Origin of the sequence: Pseudomonas sp. TH32 (genome assembly GCF_016650855.1) — a bacterium.
Classification (GTDB): Bacteria; Pseudomonadota; Gammaproteobacteria; order Pseudomonadales; family Pseudomonadaceae; genus Aquipseudomonas.
Map to the genome: position 1 here is coordinate 3,353,572 of NZ_JAEKFA010000002.1, position 15,797 is coordinate 3,369,368.

Here is a 15,797-nt window from a genome sequence, read left to right on the forward strand (position 1 = left end):
GCCCCTAGAAGTCGTACTTGAGGCTGGTCATCAGGTTACGCGGCGCACCATACATCCCGTGGTTGCCCGCGTAGCTGAGGTACTCCCGGTCAAACAGGTTGTTGAGGTTGACCGACGTGCTCAGCTTGGGCGTTATGTCGTAGCGCACCAGCAGGTTGGCGATCGCATAGCTGCCTTGGCTGAAGGTGTGCAGGTCCTCCCCCACCTTGCTCTGCCAGTTCACCCCACCGCCCACGGTGAGCCTGTTCAAATCACCCGGCAGGCGGTACGTGGTGAAGGTCTTCAAACTCTGGCGCGGCAAGGTGGTGACGATGCGCTTGTCGTCGGCATCGGTGCTCACCGCGTATGCGTAGCCGGCGGAGGCTTGCCAGCCTTCGGCGAGTTCACCGCTGAGTTCCAGCTCCACGCCTTCGGTGGTGGTGCCTTTCTCGTTGCGATAGGTATTGCCGCCCGGGGTATCGATCCAGATCGCCAGGTTGTCCTGTTCCAGCTTGAACAAGGCCAGGCTGGTGTTGAGCTGCTCATCGAAGAAGCTGCCCTTGAGCCCCACCTCGTAACCTTTGCCCTCCATCGGTTCCAGGGGCTTGTTGTTGATGTCCCGCACCCACGTCGCCTGGGGGTTGAAAATCTTGGTGTAGCTGGCGTACGCCGACCAGTGCTCGGTGAGGTCATACACCACCCCGGCGTAAGGAATGTAGACCCCGGTTTGCGATTCATCGGTACGGGTCGCATCGCCCACATACGGCCGGTCCCGGGTTTCACGCTTCCAGTCGATCACCCGGCTGCCGAGGATCACGCTGAGGTCATCGGTGACCCGCAGCCGCGTGCTCAGGTACGCCGCGTACTGGCTCTCGTCTGCCGAGGATTTGCCGGTGACGTTGAAGTCAGGCTTGGCCGAATGCCCATCCCAGGTGAACAGATTGTCGATCGCGCCCGCCGGCGAGCCGGAATAGTCGTAGTGCCAGCCACCATAGCTGGGCACGCTTTCGCGGTATTTGGACAGGGTGACACCGGCGATCAGCTCATGCTCGCGCCCCAGCAAGTCGAACGGCCCGGTGGCATAAAGGTCGAGGTTGTCCTGACGCGGGGTGCCCGAGAAACGCACCGGCAACTGGGTGGTGCCGCTGCCGTCACTGTTGAGGGAACCGTTGACGTAATTGAAGACCTCGTCGAACTGGTTTTCGCTGTGGGTGAATTCGGCTTTGGCACTCCAGCCGTTATCGAACTTCTGCTCGATGGAGGTGAAGAAACTGGTTTGTTCGTGATCATTGTAGGACCAGGCCGGCGCGGTGTTCAGCGAGCGGCCGAGGTTGGTTCGCGAGCCATCGGCAAAGCGTGTGGGCAAGCCGGAACGGGCCGGCGAGTCGACGTCGGTGCGCAGGTAACTGAAGCCCAGGGTCAGCAACGTGTCTTCGCTCAAGTCGAATTCGGTGATGCCATAGAGCAGTTGGGTTTCCTGTTTGTAGCGGTCGATCCAGGCGTGTTCGGTCTTGTAGTCCGCCACCAGCCGCCCGCGTACGTTGCCGGTCTCGGTCAGCGGGCCGGACACGTCGAAGCCGCTGCCATAACGGTCCCAGTTACCCGCCTCGGCCGTCACGCTGGCCCGGGCTTGCGCCGTCGGGCGTTTGCGAATCAGGTTGATGGTGGCCGAGGGGTTGCCCATGCCGCTGATCAGACCGGTGGCGCCGCGCACGATTTCCACCCGGTCGTACATGGCCATGCTTTGGGTGTAGTTGTCCATGCGGGTGACGGTGGGCACGCCGTCGATTTCGAAGTTCTGGATCTGAAACCCCCGGGAGAAATAGCCGTCGCTTTCCGAGCCCAGGCCGTCGCGCAATACGATGATGCCAGGAGTGGCGTCGAGGGTATCGCTGAGGGTGCTCAGGCGTTGATCGTCCAGGCGTTGGCGGGTCATCACCGTGAGCGATTGCGGGGTTTCCCTGGGAGTGAGGTTCAGGCGCGTCGAGCTGCTGGAGGACTGGGTGGTGTAGGAGCCGGTGCCCTCGGTGGTCGAGCCCGGGGCCTTGCCGGAGATTGACACGGTGCCCAGCTGCAAGGCCCCGCCGGTGGGGCGCGGCTCCAGGGAATAGCTTTCACCACTGCCGCGTACGGCTTGCAGGTCGGTGCTGCCGAGCAGGATCGCCAGGCCGCTGTCCAGGTCATGCAGCCCTTGCAGGCCGGCGCTGGTCTTACCCTCGGTGAGCGCCGCCGGGTACGACAGCAGGATATGCGTGACCTGGCCAAACTGGTTCAGCGCACCCGCCAGGGAACCCGGCTGGATATCGAACCTGTATTGCTCAGCCGCCTGTACCCACGCCGGCGCCAGCAGCACCGGTGCTGCCATGGTCAGGCCGGCAATGCCCCGGACCACTGCAACGGCCAATGTCTTCTTCAATGTTGTACGTATCGGTTGCCGCGCTTGCATACCTTGCTCCCCAGTAAAGTTGGCTTCTGGGGATACGAGTCTCGTGAGAAACGCAAACGGACCACCCTCGGGCAAAAAATAAATTCAGACCGCGTGACGGCGCGGCTTCAAGGTGACCCAGAAACGCGTGAAATGGGCCACGTCCAGCTTCAGGGTTTGCCCCAGTGTCGTGAGGATGCGGTCGGTGTCGCCCAACGGAAATGTGCCGGACACCCGCAGGTCACTCACGGCCGGATCACAGGCCAGGTGGCCACGCCGGTAGCGGCTCAGTTCATGGAGGAAGTCTTCCAGGCGCCGCCCCTGGGCGACCAGCATGCCGCGACTCCAAGCCAGTTCGCCGTCGCGCTGGGGCCTGCGAGCCAGCAGTGTGTTAGCGTCGAAACTGATGATTTCCCCGGGTTGCAGACTGATGGTGCCCATGGGGATTTGCGCCGAAAGCACACCCTGGTCGGCGCCCAGTTGGGTGAAGCCGCCACGCTGGCGAATGCTGAAGCGACTGGCGGTGGCACGGGTCAGGCCTTCGGCGGTTTTTACCCACAGGGGGCGCGTATCCGCCGGGTTGGGCAGCACCAGGATTTCGCCACGCAACAGGCTGATCTGCCGAACGTCCTCGGTGTATTTCACGTCGATGGCCGTGTCGGTATTGAGCTGGACTTCGGTGTTGTCCGCCAGGTCGATACGCCATTGTTCGCCGACACCGGTGCTGTACTCGCTGGTCCAGTGCTGCACCAAGGGTGTATCCCGGGCCGCCCATGCCACGCTGCCGGCTGCCAGTAGCAGCGCAAGGTTCTTGATCACCCGGCGCCGCGACAAAGCCGGCAGCAGTGCCGCATTCACCAAGGCCTGGTGAGCCGGCGCACGCACGTCGTGCATGCGCTGAAAAAATCGTTGCGAATGCTGCCACGCCAGCTCATGGGCCGGGTCTTGCTGGCGCCAGGCAAGCCAGGCGGCACGGGTCTGTTCGCTGACATCCGGCGATTGCAATTCCAGTTGCCAATGCATGGCCTGCTCGGCCGCCTCCAGGGACAGTGGCGAAGGTTTCATCAGCGCTGGCTGTCCAGCAGGATGCACTGGGCGCCGGCCTTGACGATGTAGCGCTTGACCGTGGTGATGCTCGCGCCGAGGCGCTCGGCAATTTCGCCGTGGCTCAGGCCATCGAGTTGCGACCAGAGGAATGCCTGGCGCACCGGCAGCGCCAGGCGGCTGAGTACTTCGTCGAGGGCAGCCAGGGTTTCGAGGAGGATCCACTGGGTTTCGGCGCTGGGGGCCGACTCTTCCGGCAACAGGGCCAGGGCCTGCATATAGGCCTTTTCGAGTTTTTGCCGGCGAAAGTGATTGGACAGCACGCTCTGCGCGACCTTGGCCAGAAAGCTGCGGGGCGCCAGGACTTCAAGCGGCTGGTTCTTGGCGAGCAAGCGCAGGAAGGTGTCCTGGGCCAGGTCGGCGGCGCTCTGCGAGCAATTCAAGCGACGCCACAGCCACTGCTGCAACCAGCGGTGTTGCTGCTGGTAAAGCGTGGCCAGGTCAGTGGGAGTTGTCGCAGGAGTCGGGGACATGAAAGGCGCGCAGAGTGCAAATGATAACGCTTATCATATGACTCATGACGCCAGCGCTGCAAGTTTCTACCGCAAGGGCCGGCTGGCGGCCACTTGCGGGTGTTCAATCATCCAGTGCCGGTTGGGGCGCTGGATGCTTGGCGTTCTTGCCGGCCTTGGCGCCAGGCTTGGCAGCCGCCGGGGCCGCGGGTTCAGGCTCGGCCGGGGCAGCCAGGTCCTTTTCCGCCTGGGGCATCTGGTCAATCGCGCTGAAGAAATCCGCCAGGTTGAGGGTGTCCGGCGGCACGGTCTTCTCGAGTTTCTTCTCGCCGTCCTTGCCCACCAGAATCACTTTGGTGCCACTGCCTGCACCCAGCTTGAGTGCACGGATCAGCGCGTTGGTTTCAGGCGGCGCGAGCTTCTTGTTGTCCTTTGCGTCCTTGGCGAACTTCTCGCCCTCGGCACCGATGCTGCCGAAGGACACGGTGTAGAGCACCATGTTGCGCTCTTCAAAGGACTGCTTGTTGGCAGGCTCGTCCAGCTGTTTCTTGAGGGTGGCCAACGTCGGGTTACCGGAGTCGAGTTCCACCACCACCAACGGGCGTGACTTGCCCAGGTCCTGCTTGAGCGGATTGAGATCATCCGCGGCCAGCAGCGGCCCCGTAAAAGCCATCAAGGTAGCCAGGGTCAGCGACCGGATGAGCATGCACACCTCCTTTGAATTCCATGCAGGGTTCTTGAGTTTCATGTCTGCGACAGTCAAATTCAAGGATGATTCCTACGACAACTTCAGAAAGCGTAGGTCAGGACGCCCGCGAAGCAAGGCGTTTAGCCACCTTACGCCTCATTGTTTCTTTTGATTGCGGTTGCTCACCGCGGCCAGTGTCGGGCAAACACCGGCGCTACGCCGGGGTCGGTATCCACCTGTGCCAGCACCCGGGCGAACTCAGGCCGCGATTGTTGTAGCGCCTCACGCCCTCCCGCCCATCGCGACACCACCGCAGCCATGATCCCCAGTGCATTCGGCCCCTGCGCCGGGGTGAACAGTTGATCGGCAAATTGATCGGCAAACACTTCCCAGGCCCCATGCAGGCGGCGACGGGTGCCGCTGACCAGCTGCTGATGCTGCTGCGCTTCGGCGCTGTCGGTCCAGCGTTCCGGGTAGTCGATGATGCCGATCGCCGAATAACAGTTGGCCGCGATGTACACCAGGCCACGAATGACTTGGGCAGGCTTCTGGGGCAGCAGGCCGGAGGCAGGAAATTGCAGGCCGAGGTGAATCAGGATCGCCGTACTTTCGGTCAACACGCTGCCATCGGGCAGTTGCAGGGTAGGAATTTGCTTGAGCGGGTTGATCCGCGCCAGGGCCTCGCTGCCCGCGCTGTGCTCCCAGGAGCAGGCGTCAACCTGACGCCACTCGACACCGCAACGCTGCAGGGCGATTTCGATGATGCACGAGCCGGTGCCTTGGGTTCCGTAAAGGGTGTACACGGTGCCGAGCCTCCTGGCAGTGGGTTGAGGTGTTAGGCTAGGCCGTTCAATCGTTCAACGGGAAGCCATCATGCACAGTAAACGCGTCACGATCGAAGACTGGGACGGCGACGGTGCCATTCGCCTGCCAGACGAAGCCTTGCAGGAGTTGGGGCTGGATGTGGGCGACACGCTGTATATCGTCGAGACCTATGTGGGCACGCAGAAAGGTTTTGTGTTGTCGACCACACCGAAAATCGCCGACCGGATGGATGAGTTGGTGGAGGAGTTGAGCCACAAGCCCTGAGGCTTGCGGCAACCCTCAGTAAGCCAGCTTGGCCAGCAAACCCGCCTTCACCTGCGGCCATTCCGGATCAATGATGCTGAAGCGCACCGAGTTGCGCTTGCGGCCATCGGGCATGATGCGCTCGTGGCGCACGATCCCTTCCTGTACCGCACCGAGGCGCAGGATCGCGGCCCGGGATTTCTCATTCAGTTCATCGGTGGTGAACTGCACCCGCACACAGTCCATGACTTCAAACGCGTGGGTCAGCAGCAACAGCTTGGCCTCGGTGTTGACCCCGGATTTCTGCACCGACTGGCTGATAAACGTGTGGCCGATCTCCAGCTTGCGGTTGACCCGGTCGACCTTCCAGAAGCGGGTGCTGCCCACCACCTCGCCGGTGTCACGGCGCACGATCACAAACGGCATCATGGTGCCTGCGTCACGCCCGGCCAGGGCGATGTCCACGTACTTGTCGACGGTGTCGGGGCCCGGCACGTTGGTCACCTTCAGGTTCCACAATTGCCCGTCGGCGGCGGCCTGTACCAGGGCGGCCGAATGTTCGCGTTGCAGGGGGCGGAGTTCGACCGTGGTGCCGGTCAGGGTGATTTCAGTCATGGGAGTGCTGCGCCGTCTGGTGGTCGTCAGTGGCCAAGATTGCAGGCTCTGGCCACTGCAAGGCAAGCCGTTTTAGAACAAGCCCATCTGGCCACCCACCAGGGTGCCAAAGTCGTCACTGACAAACGGCAGGATCGCGTCTGCCACCGGTTGCAGTTGCCGGGTGACGTAGTGGTCGTAGTCGATCGGTGCCTGGCGCACTTCCAGCGGTTCCGGGCCGTTGACAGTGATCACGTAGCTGATCCAACCACCGTTCTGGTACTGGCGGGGGCGGCCCTGGCGGTCGTTGTATTCGTCGGCCAGGCGCGCGGCGCGCACATGGGGCGGCACGTTGCGTTCGTAGTCGCCCAGTTGCCGGCGCAGGCGTTTGCGGTAGATCAGTAACTCGTCGAGCTCACCACTCAAGGTGCGGCGCACGTAGTCGCGCACGTAATCCTGATGGTGCTGGCGGTGGAAGATACGCCGGTAGAGCTCCTGCTGGAATTGCCGGGCCAGGGGCGACCAGTCGCTGCGCACGGTTTCCAGGCCTTTGTAGATCATTTCTTCGCTGCCATCGGCGCGGGTGACCAACCCGGCGTAGCGCTTTTTGCTGCCCTCTTCCGCGCCGCGAATGGTCGGCATCAGGAAGCGGCTGAAGTGGGTTTCGTATTGCAGCTCCAGAGCACTCTGCAGGCCGAACTCCTTCTGCAGGCGCTCACGCCACCAGGTGTTGACGTGCTGCACCAGGTCCAGGCCGATGCGCGTGGCGTCTTCCTGGGAGTGGGCGCTGCCGAGCCAGACGAAGGTGGAGTCGGTGTCGCCGTAGATCACTTCATACCCCCGGGCTTCGACCAGTTCACGGGTCTGGCGCATGATCTGGTGGCCGCGCAGGGTGATGGACGACGCCAGCCGGGTGTCGAAGAAGCGGCAACCGCTGGAACCGAGTACACCGTAGAAGGCGTTCATGATGATCTTCAGGGCCTGTGACAGCGGCGCGTTGTGTTCGCGCTTGGCCACTTCGCGGCCTTCGGAAACCCGCGCGACAATCGATGGCAGGCAATGCCGGGTACGGGAAAACCGCGCACCGCGAAAGCCTTCCACCGACTCGCTGTCTTCGGGGTGACGCAGGCCCTCGATCAGACCCACCGGGTCGATCAGAAAGCTGCGGATGATCGACGGGTAGAGGCTTTTGTAGTCGAGCACCAGCACCGATTCGTAGAGGCCCGGGCGCGAGTCCATGACAAACCCGCCGGGGCTGGCCTGGGGCGGTTTGTCTCCCAGGTTCGGCGCGACGAAACCCTGGCGGTGCATCAGCGGCATGTACAGGTGAGTGAACGCGGCCACCGAACCGCCGTTGCGGTCTGCCGGCAGGCCGGTGACGCTGGCCCGCTCCAGGAGGAATTTCAGCAGCTCGGTCTTCTCGAAAATCCGCGTCACCAGCTCGCAGTCCTTGAGGTTGTAGCGCGCCAGTGCGGGCTTGTCCTCGGCGAACATGCGGTTGATTTCGTCCATGCGCTGGTACGGCGTAGAGATCGATTTGCCTTCGCCGAGCAAGGCCTGGGCGACGTTTTCCAGGCTGAAGGATTCAAAACTCCAGGTCGCCGACCGCAGGGCTTCGATGCCATCGATGATCAGCCGCCCAGCCGCCGCGGCGAAGTAATGATTGCGGCTGCCGTGTTCGCGCCAGCCCATGGCATCGCCGCCACGGCCGAGCAACAGCGGCACGTTCAGGCGCTGCGCATGTTCGTGCAGGACACGCAGGTCGAACTGCACCAGGTTCCAGCCGATGATCGCGTCGGGATCATGGGTGGCGAGCCACAGGTTCAGGCGTTCCAGCAGTTCGGCGCGGGTGTCGCAGTAGTCGAGCTTGAAGTCCACCGCGTCGGTTTTGTTCGGCGGGCCGAGCATGTACACCTGGCGCTCGCCGCAGCCTTCGAGGGCGATGGAATACAGGTCGCCCTGGGCGGTGGTCTCGATGTCCAGCGATACCAGCTTGAGGGGCGGGCGGTAATCCGGCGCAGGTTTCATCTGCGCCTCTACCAGCATGCCGCCCTCGCCCGGCGTGCCGCCGAACCACACCGGCGCGGTGATGAAGCGTTCCATCATGTAGCGCTCGGGCGGGCGCACGTCGCCTTCGTAGACGTCGATGCCGGCTTTGCGCAGGCGCTTTTCCAGGTCCATCAATTGGCGATGCTGTTTGGTGTAGAGGCCCAGCACCGGGCGATGGTGGAAATCGCACAGCGCCAGGTCGCGCCACTCGATGCCGCGCTCACCCTTGAGCTGCAGTTCGGCGGGCTTGCGATGGGCCTGGGGGATGAACATCACGGAGGTCTGCACCGGCAAGCGCACAAACCTTGGGCCTTGATCGGTGGCCAGCCAGAAACTGACCTCCGTGCCCGCCGGGGTGTCGCGCCAATGCCGGGTCAGGACAAACCCCTGCTGTAAATCCACCTTGCCACACCTCAAGAATCACTTTCAGGGCGTGATTCTACTCGGCCTGTGACAAGGCGCGGCGATTTAACGGAAATGACCTACGCGTACGGAGACCGCAACCTCACAAACTTGTTGCAGAATGTTAATGACAATTACTATCATTCGTACCGGAGTCGTATCCGCGCAGCGAGGACGCGCAACGTTGTTGCCCTTTTCCTCACAGTGACGGTTCGCCGTCAGGATCGACCATGCCCACTTCCACCCGTTTGGCTGTGCCGTTTCGCCCTACCCTGCTCGCCCTTTGCTGCTCCCTGAGCCTCGCCGCTCACGCCGCAACTCCAGAAACCCCGCAGGATGCGAACAACAGTCAGGACGGCAAGGCGCTGGAATTGGGCGCCACCACCATCAGTGCCGACGCGCCTACGCCCAATGCCCTGCCCCCGGTGTACGCCGGCGGCCAGGTCGCCCGTGGCGGGCAACTGGGGGTGCTGGGCAACCAGGACATCATGGACGTGCCGTTCAGCATGTCTTCCTACACCGAAAAACTGATCCGCGACCAGCAGGCCGAAAACGTCGGCGATGTGCTGCTCAACGATTCGTCCGTGCGCCAGGCGTCGGGTTATGCGAACCAGGCCCAGGCCTTTGTGATTCGTGGCTTGCCGCTGAATGGCGACGACATTTCGTTCAACGGTTTGTACGGCATCCTGCCGCGCCAGATCATGTCCACCGACGCCCTGGAACGCGTTGAAGTGTTCAAGGGCCCCAACGCCTTTATCAACGGCGTGACACCCGGCGGCTCCGGGATTGGCGGCGGTGTGAACCTGCAACCCAAACGCGCCGATGATGTGCCGTTGCGCCGTTTCAGCACCGACATCAGCAGTGATGGCCGGGTCGGCGAGCACCTGGACATCGGCCAGCGTTTTGGTGAGGACAATCGGTTTGGCGCGCGGGTGAATATTTCCCAGCGCGAAGGCGATACCGGGGTTGATGACGAGAGCCAGCGCTCGAAGCTGTTTGCGGTTGGCCTGGATTATCGCGGCGATGCGCTGCGCTTGTCGGGAGATTTTGTCTACTCGAAACAGCAGATCAATGGCGGGCGCAACACCGTATTGCTCGGCCAGAACCTGACCCACATCCCCAACGCGCCTTCGGCCGACACCAACTACGCGCCGAACTGGGGCACCAGCAGCCTGGAAGACACCTTCGGCATGCTGCGCGCCGAGTACGACCTGAACGACACCTGGACGGCCTACATCGCCGGCGGTGCCAAACACACCAACGAGATCGGCCGTTACTCGTCGGTCACGCTGAATGACACGCAGGGCAATGCCACCGTCAGCGGCTCGCGCATCGCCCACCAGGAAGACAACACCAGCCTGATGGCGGGCTTGAACGGCAAGTTCCAGACCGGCTCGGTCAGCCACAGGCTGAACCTCGGGTTGACCGGCATCTGGGCCCAGGCGCGCAACGCCTATGACTTCGACTTCACCGGCCACGCCAGCAATATCTATAACCCGGTGGACGTTGCCGAGCCGGTCAAGGGTGGCTCGGTGGGCGGCGACCTGAACGACCCGGGTATCACCGCCAAGACCTTCGCCCGCAGTGCGGCGGTCTCGGACACCCTGGGCTTTATGGATGATCGCTTGCTGGTGACTGCCGGTTTGCGCCGCCAGGAACTGGTGGTTCAGGGCTTTGCCTACGGCACCGGCACTCGCACTGCCGACTACGACAAGTCGATCACCACACCGGTGTATGGCCTGGTGTTCAAGCCGTGGGACCATGTGTCGTTCTATGCCAACCATATTGAAGGGCTGGCACAGGGGCCAACCGCGCCTACTACGTTTGGCACCGCCAAGGTACTCAACGCAGATCAAGCCTTTGCACCTGCCCGCTCGAAACAGAGCGAAGCCGGGGTCAAGGTCGACATGGGCACCTATGGCGCCACGTTGGGTGTCTACCGAATCGAACAGCCGAGTGATGGTTATTCCCAAGTGACCGGCGTCGACGCACTCGGCAAGCCCGTTGCGACTTACTTTCGCCAAGGCGACCAAATCAACAAAGGTGTAGAACTCAACGTCTTCGGCGAACCCATCGCTGGCCTGCGCCTGCTGGGCGGCGCAACCATTATCCACACCGAACTCAAAGGCACCCAGAACGGCACCAACGACGGCAACCGCGCCGTCGGCGTACCAAGCTTCCAGCTCAACGCCGGCGTGGACTGGGATGTGCCCGGCCTGCAAGGCGTGACCGTTGACGGTCGTATGCTGCGCACCGGCGGCCAATACGCCGACCAGGCCAACACCCTCAGCCTGCCCACCTGGAACCGCTTCGACGTGGGCGCGCGCTACACCTTCAAGGTGGACCAGCGTGACGTCACCCTCGGCGCCACCGTGGAGAACGTCGCCAATACCAAGTACTGGGAATCGGCACTCGGCGGCTACCTGACCCAAGGTGATCCGCGTGTGGCCAAGCTGTCGGCCAGCATCGACTTCTAACCCCAATCAATGTGGGAGCTGGCTTGCCTGCGATGCAGGCACCTCGGTGTGTCAGATGCACCTCGGTGATGCTATCGCAGGCAAGCCAGCGCCTACAGAAAAGCAGATCTGCTTTCAGCCCTTTCGTTTGCCGGATATTGGACAGCCGCGTGCCAACTGCGTAGTTTTTCACCCACTGCGCACAAGGACCCCGGCATGTCCCCCGACCTCACTTCCATCGAGCTGTTCCTCAAGGCGGTCAAGCTGGGCAACCTGTCCCGGGCGGCCGAGCAATCCCATATCTCCCTTTCTGCCGCCAGCCGACGCCTGTCGCTGCTCGAGCAACACTTCAAGGTCGCCCTGCTGACCCGCACTTCCACCGGCGTTTCACCGACGGCGGCCGGGGAGGTGTTGGCCCAGCATGCACAGTCGATCCTGCGGGCGGTGGACGGCATGCACGCGGACCTCGCCGACTACGCCAAGGGCGCCACCGGCCGGGTGTGCCTGTACGCCAACAGTTCAGCAATGAGCCAGGAGCTGCCGCGCCAATTGACCCAGTGGAACACGTTGCACCCGGGCATCCGCTTGGATATTCGCGAGGAACGCAGCCGGGAAATTCTCCAGGCGGTGCGCGACGGCGTGGCGGATGTCGGCATTGTCACCACCCGGCACAGCGGTGAAGAACTGCGCTTTGAACCCTACTGCCAGGACCGCCTGTGCCTGATCGTGCCCCACGACCATCCATTGAAAATGCGCCACGCGCGCTTTGAAGATTTGCTCGGCTATGACTTCGTCGGGCTGGAAGACAACGCCGCCATCACCCCGCTGATTACCGACGCCGCCGCCGCGATCGGCATGCCGTTGCGGCTGCGGATGCAGGTGCGCAGTTTCGAAGCGGTGTGCCGCCTGATCGCCGCCGGCCAGGGCGTGGGCGTGTTGCCACAGGGCGCGGTGCAGATTTTCCGCAAGGAGATGGCCTTGCGCTTTATCGAAATCGACGACAGCTGGGCCGACCGGCAGATGTACCTGTGCATGCGCAAGGAACAGCCTTCACTGACCAGCCTGGCGCTGTTCGACTACCTCAGCGCCAACCCGGCATAAACCTTCGGCCTTCGAATTTCGCGAAGGCCGATTCCACAATTAGCAATTCCCCTGTTGCCGCAGCTGTGCCAAGAATGCCCCCGCCAGACCTTCCTATAAAAACAACACAGGAGACACGGCGTGTCCCAATCCCCCACCCGCTCCACCCACCGCATCGCCGTGATTCCCGGCGACGGCATCGGCCGCGAAGTGGTGCCCGAAGGCCTGCGGGTACTCGACGCCGTCAGCCGGCGCTTCGGTATTCACTTTCACTTCGACCACTTTGCCTGGTGCAGCGAGCACTACCTGGCCCACGGCACGATGATGCCCGACGACTGGGCCGAACAGATCGGCAGCCATGACGCGATCTTCTTCGGCGCCGTCGGCGCGCCAGACATCATTGCCGACCACACCGCTGTGTGGGAGTCGCTGCTGAAGATCCGCCGCCAGTTCGATCAATACGTGAATATCCGCCCGGTGCGCCTGATGCCCGGCGTGCCCTGCCCGCTGGCCGGCCGTGTACCGGGGGACATCGACTTCATCGTGGTGCGGGAAAACACCGAAGGCGAATATTCCAGCATCGGTGGGCGCATGTGGGAAGGCACGTCGCGGGAAATCGCGGTACAGGAATCGATTTTCTCCCGCGAAGGTGTGGACCGCGTGGTGGATTACGCTTTCAAACTGGCGCAACAACGGCCTCGGAAAAACCTGGTGGCGGCGACCAAATCCAACGGGATCTCGATCACCATGCCGTTCTGGGACGAGCGGGTGAACGAGATTGCCCGGCGCTACCCGGACGTGAAGACCGCCAAGTTCCACATCGACATTCTGTGCGCGCACTTCGTGCAGCATCCCGACTGGTTCGATGTGGTGGTGGCGTCCAACCTGTTCGGCGACATCCTTTCCGACCTTGGCCCGGCGTGCACCGGCACCATCGGCATTGCGCCGTCGGCCAACCTCAATCCGGAGCGGCGCTACCCGTCGTTGTTTGAACCGGTGCACGGCTCGGCGCCGGACATTGCCGGGCTCGGCGTCGCCAATCCCATCGGGCAGATCTGGTCGGCCGCACTGATGATCGAGCACCTGGGTGACGGTGATCCGCTTTATCAGGAAGCGGCGGCAGCCATCGTGTCCGCCATCGAAACGGTGCTTGCCGAAGGCCCGCGCACCCGGGAAATGGGCGGCAGCGCCAGCACCGTCGAAGTGGGCCGCGCCATCGCCGAATGCGTCGCAGGGAACAGGAGCTGAACATGACCCACGCACATTACATTGCGAACCAATGGCGGGCATCGACCTCGCTGGAAGACATTCCGGTGATCGACCCGAGCACCGGCGAAACCTATTCGAGCATTGCCCGTGGCACGGCCGCCGATATCGACGCGGCGATCAGCGCGGCGCGCCAGGCCCTCGGGGAAACCTTCGATGGACCGTGGGGCCAGTTGTCTGCCGTGGAGCGCAGCCGCCTGCTGGCCAAGCTCGGCGTGGCAGTGCTGGAGCATCATGAAGAGCTGGCGCAGATCGAAGCGCGGGACACCGGCAAGGCCTTGAAAGTCGCCCGCGCCGATGCCACCGCCCTTGCCCGCTATTTCGAATATTACGCGGGTGCCGCCGACAAGCTGCACGGCGAAACCCTGCCGTATCAGGCCGGCTACACGGTGCTGACGGTACGCGAGCCCCATGGCGTGACCGGGCATATCATCCCGTGGAATTACCCGATGCAGATTTTCGGGCGCAGCGTCGGCGCCTCCCTGGCGGCGGGCAATGCCTGTGTGGTCAAGCCGGCGGAAGATGCCAGTCTGTCGTTGCTGCGCCTGGCGGAAATTGCCACGGAGGTGGGCTTTCCGGCCGGCGCGATCAATGTGGTCACCGGTTATGGCTACGAAGCCGGCGCGGCGTTGTGCGCACACCCGGGCATCGATCACATCTCGTTCACCGGCTCCACTGTCACCGGCACGGCGGTGTCGAAAGCCGCCGCCGAGCGCCACTGCCCGGTGACGCTGGAGCTGGGCGGCAAGTCGCCGCAACTGGTGTTTGCCGATGCCGATCTGGATGAAGCGCTGCCGGTGCTGGTGAATGCCATCGTGCAGAACTGCGGGCAAACCTGCTCCGCCGGCAGCCGCTTGCTGGTGGAGCGCAGCATTTACGAAACCCTGCTGGCGCACCTCAGCCAGCGTTTTTCCGAGCTGCGCGCCGGGCCTTCAGCGCTGGACCTGGACATGGGCCCGCTGATCAACCAGAAGCAGCAACGCCAGGTGCGCGAGTTTATTCGCGAAGCCGAACAGGCCGGGATCACCGTCGCCGCGCGCGGCACGGTGGTGGCCGAGGCCGGCAGCGCCGGGTATTTCCAGGAAGCGGTGCTATTTCGCGATGTGCCGCCAGACAGTCGCCTGGCGCAACAGGAAGTCTTCGGCCCGGTACTCGCCGTTATGCCCTTCGAAGATGAAGCCGAAGCGATTCACCTGGCCAACGGCACCGAGTTCGGCCTGGTGGCCGGCGTGTGGACCCGCGACGGCGCACGCCAAATGCGCCTGGCCCGCAAGCTGCGCTGCGGCCAGGTGTTCATCAATAACTACGGGGCCGGTGGCGGCGTCGAACTGCCATTTGGCGGGGTAAAGGCCAGCGGTTATGGCCGGGAAAAGGGCTTCGAGGCGCTGCTGGGCTTTACCACCTTGAAGACCATTGCGATCAAACACGGTTGATTCCTCACAACAACAAGAACGGAGAACACACCATGCGTTTAGCCAATAAAGTTGCGATCGTCACCGGCGCCGGGTCGGGTTTTGGTGAGGGCATCGCCAAGACCTTTGCCCGCCAGGGCGCCAAGGTGATCGTCGCCGACATGAACGCGGTCGGCGGCCAGCGGGTGGTCAATGAAATCGCCGAAAGCGGCGGCCATGCGCATTTCATCGAGGTCAACGTGGCCAACGATGAAAGCATGGGCGCCCTGCTGCGCGGCACCCTGGAACAGTTCGGCGGCCTGGATATCGTCATCAACAACGCCGGCACCACCCACCGCAACCGGCCGATGCTGGAGGTCGACGAGGCCGAGTTCGACCGGGTGTTTGCGGTCAACGTCAAAAGCATCTTCCTGAGCGCCAAGCATTTTGTGCCGCACTTTCGCGGCCAGGGCGGCGGTGTGTTCGTCAACATTGCCTCGACGGCGGCGATCCGTCCGCGTCCGGGACTGGTCTGGTATAACGGCAGCAAGGGTGCAGTGGTGGTCATGAGCAAGACCATGGCGGCAGAGTTGGGGCCGGACAATATCCGCGTCAACTGCGTGAATCCGGTCGTCGGTGCCACGGCGTTGCTCAGCGAATTCATGGGCGTGCCGGACACCCCGGAAAACCGCCAGAAGTTCATGGCAACCATTCCCCTGGGGCGCTTTTCCACCCCGCAAGATGTGGCCAACGCCTGCCTGTACCTGGCGTCGGACGAAGCAGCGTTCATCACCGGCACCTGCCTGGAAGTCGATGGCGGACGCTGCGTGTAACTCACTCTCA

General features: G+C 63.0%; 13 protein-coding genes. 6 read left to right on the forward strand and 7 right to left on the reverse strand.

The window, feature by feature from the left end; all coding sequences use genetic code 11:
• Positions 1-4: 4 nt before the first annotated feature.
• From JFV30_RS18860 to JFV30_RS18880, 5 genes are all read right to left on the reverse strand, one after another.
• Positions 5-2,425, reverse strand: coding sequence for a TonB-dependent siderophore receptor (locus JFV30_RS18860; protein WP_201124897.1), 2,421 nt, complete (start codon positions 2,423-2,425; stop codon positions 5-7).
• A gap of 84 nt (positions 2,426-2,509) precedes the next feature.
• Complete coding sequence (locus tag JFV30_RS18865; protein WP_010166637.1) at positions 2,510-3,469, reverse strand: FecR domain-containing protein; 960 nt, start codon at positions 3,467-3,469, stop codon at positions 2,510-2,512.
• Entirely contained in the window at positions 3,469-3,981 is a 513-nt protein-coding gene (locus JFV30_RS18870) for a sigma-70 family RNA polymerase sigma factor (RefSeq protein WP_029615745.1), read from the reverse strand. The genes JFV30_RS18865 and JFV30_RS18870 overlap by 1 nt, the downstream gene beginning before the upstream one ends.
• A 103-nt stretch (positions 3,982-4,084) precedes the next feature.
• Positions 4,085-4,666, reverse strand: a complete 582-nt coding sequence (locus JFV30_RS18875; RefSeq protein WP_010166633.1) for a DUF4174 domain-containing protein — start codon at positions 4,664-4,666, stop codon at positions 4,085-4,087.
• Between the two features lie 164 nt (positions 4,667-4,830).
• Positions 4,831-5,451 carry a glutathione S-transferase N-terminal domain-containing protein gene (locus tag JFV30_RS18880; protein WP_201124898.1) on the reverse strand — a complete coding sequence of 207 codons (621 nt, stop codon included), beginning with the start codon at positions 5,449-5,451 and terminating at the stop codon, positions 4,831-4,833.
• Between the two features lie 70 nt (positions 5,452-5,521).
• Between JFV30_RS18880 and JFV30_RS18885 the strand changes: the two genes are divergently transcribed.
• On the forward strand, positions 5,522-5,737 hold the full coding sequence (locus JFV30_RS18885) for an AbrB/MazE/SpoVT family DNA-binding domain-containing protein (protein WP_003208231.1): 216 nt from the start codon (positions 5,522-5,524) through the stop codon (positions 5,735-5,737).
• 15 nt (positions 5,738-5,752) lie between these two features.
• On the opposite strand, the gene JFV30_RS18890 is transcribed toward JFV30_RS18885, so the two are convergent.
• The gene (locus tag JFV30_RS18890) at positions 5,753-6,331 is read right to left on the reverse strand and encodes a GNAT family N-acetyltransferase (RefSeq protein WP_010166626.1); all 579 of its coding nucleotides are present in this window, start codon (positions 6,329-6,331) and stop codon (positions 5,753-5,755) included.
• Positions 6,332-6,403: 72 nt separating this feature from the next.
• On the reverse strand, positions 6,404-8,761 hold the full coding sequence (locus tag JFV30_RS18895; protein WP_201124899.1) for a DNA polymerase II: 2,358 nt from the start codon (positions 8,759-8,761) through the stop codon (positions 6,404-6,406).
• Positions 8,762-8,991: 230 nt separating this feature from the next.
• On the opposite strand from JFV30_RS18895, the gene JFV30_RS18900 reads away from it, so the two are divergent.
• The 5 genes from JFV30_RS18900 (at position 8,992) to JFV30_RS18920 (ending at position 15,787) form a co-directional block, all read left to right on the forward strand.
• Entirely contained in the window at positions 8,992-11,238 is a 2,247-nt protein-coding gene (locus tag JFV30_RS18900) for a TonB-dependent receptor (RefSeq protein WP_201124900.1), read from the forward strand.
• A 195-nt stretch (positions 11,239-11,433) separates the two neighbouring features.
• Positions 11,434-12,318, forward strand: coding sequence for a LysR family transcriptional regulator (locus JFV30_RS18905; RefSeq protein ID WP_201124901.1), 885 nt, complete (start codon positions 11,434-11,436; stop codon positions 12,316-12,318).
• Positions 12,319-12,438: 120 nt separating this feature from the next.
• Positions 12,439-13,545: a tartrate dehydrogenase gene (locus JFV30_RS18910; protein ID WP_201124902.1), complete on the forward strand. Its 1,107-nt coding sequence runs from the start codon at positions 12,439-12,441 to the stop codon at positions 13,543-13,545.
• Positions 13,546-13,547: 2 nt separating this feature from the next.
• A complete protein-coding gene (locus tag JFV30_RS18915) occupies positions 13,548-14,996 on the forward strand; it encodes an aldehyde dehydrogenase family protein (protein WP_201124903.1) in 1,449 nt (482 codons plus the stop codon).
• Between the two features lie 32 nt (positions 14,997-15,028).
• On the forward strand, positions 15,029-15,787 hold the full coding sequence (locus JFV30_RS18920) for an SDR family oxidoreductase (RefSeq protein WP_008434578.1): 759 nt from the start codon (positions 15,029-15,031) through the stop codon (positions 15,785-15,787).
• Positions 15,788-15,797 lie beyond the last annotated feature (10 nt).

Bases quoted from the DNA above. Each gene is read 5' to 3' on its own strand.
- JFV30_RS18860 (WP_201124897.1), bottom strand. From the start codon at position 2,425: ATGCAAGCGCGGCAACCGATACGTACAACATTGAAGAAGACATTGGCC.
- JFV30_RS18865 (WP_010166637.1), bottom strand. From the start codon at position 3,469: ATGAAACCTTCGCCACTGTCCCTGGAGGCGGCCGAGCAGGCCATGCAT.
- JFV30_RS18870 (WP_029615745.1), bottom strand. From the start codon at position 3,981: ATGTCCCCGACTCCTGCGACAACTCCCACTGACCTGGCCACGCTTTAC.
- JFV30_RS18875 (WP_010166633.1), bottom strand. From the start codon at position 4,666: ATGCTCATCCGGTCGCTGACCCTGGCTACCTTGATGGCTTTTACGGGG.
- JFV30_RS18885 (WP_003208231.1), top strand. From the start codon at position 5,522: ATGCACAGTAAACGCGTCACGATCGAAGACTGGGACGGCGACGGTGCC.
- JFV30_RS18890 (WP_010166626.1), bottom strand. From the start codon at position 6,331: ATGACTGAAATCACCCTGACCGGCACCACGGTCGAACTCCGCCCCCTG.
- JFV30_RS18900 (WP_201124900.1), top strand. From the start codon at position 8,992: ATGCCCACTTCCACCCGTTTGGCTGTGCCGTTTCGCCCTACCCTGCTC.
- JFV30_RS18905 (WP_201124901.1), top strand. From the start codon at position 11,434: ATGTCCCCCGACCTCACTTCCATCGAGCTGTTCCTCAAGGCGGTCAAG.
- JFV30_RS18915 (WP_201124903.1), top strand. From the start codon at position 13,548: ATGACCCACGCACATTACATTGCGAACCAATGGCGGGCATCGACCTCG.
- JFV30_RS18920 (WP_008434578.1), top strand. From the start codon at position 15,029: ATGCGTTTAGCCAATAAAGTTGCGATCGTCACCGGCGCCGGGTCGGGT.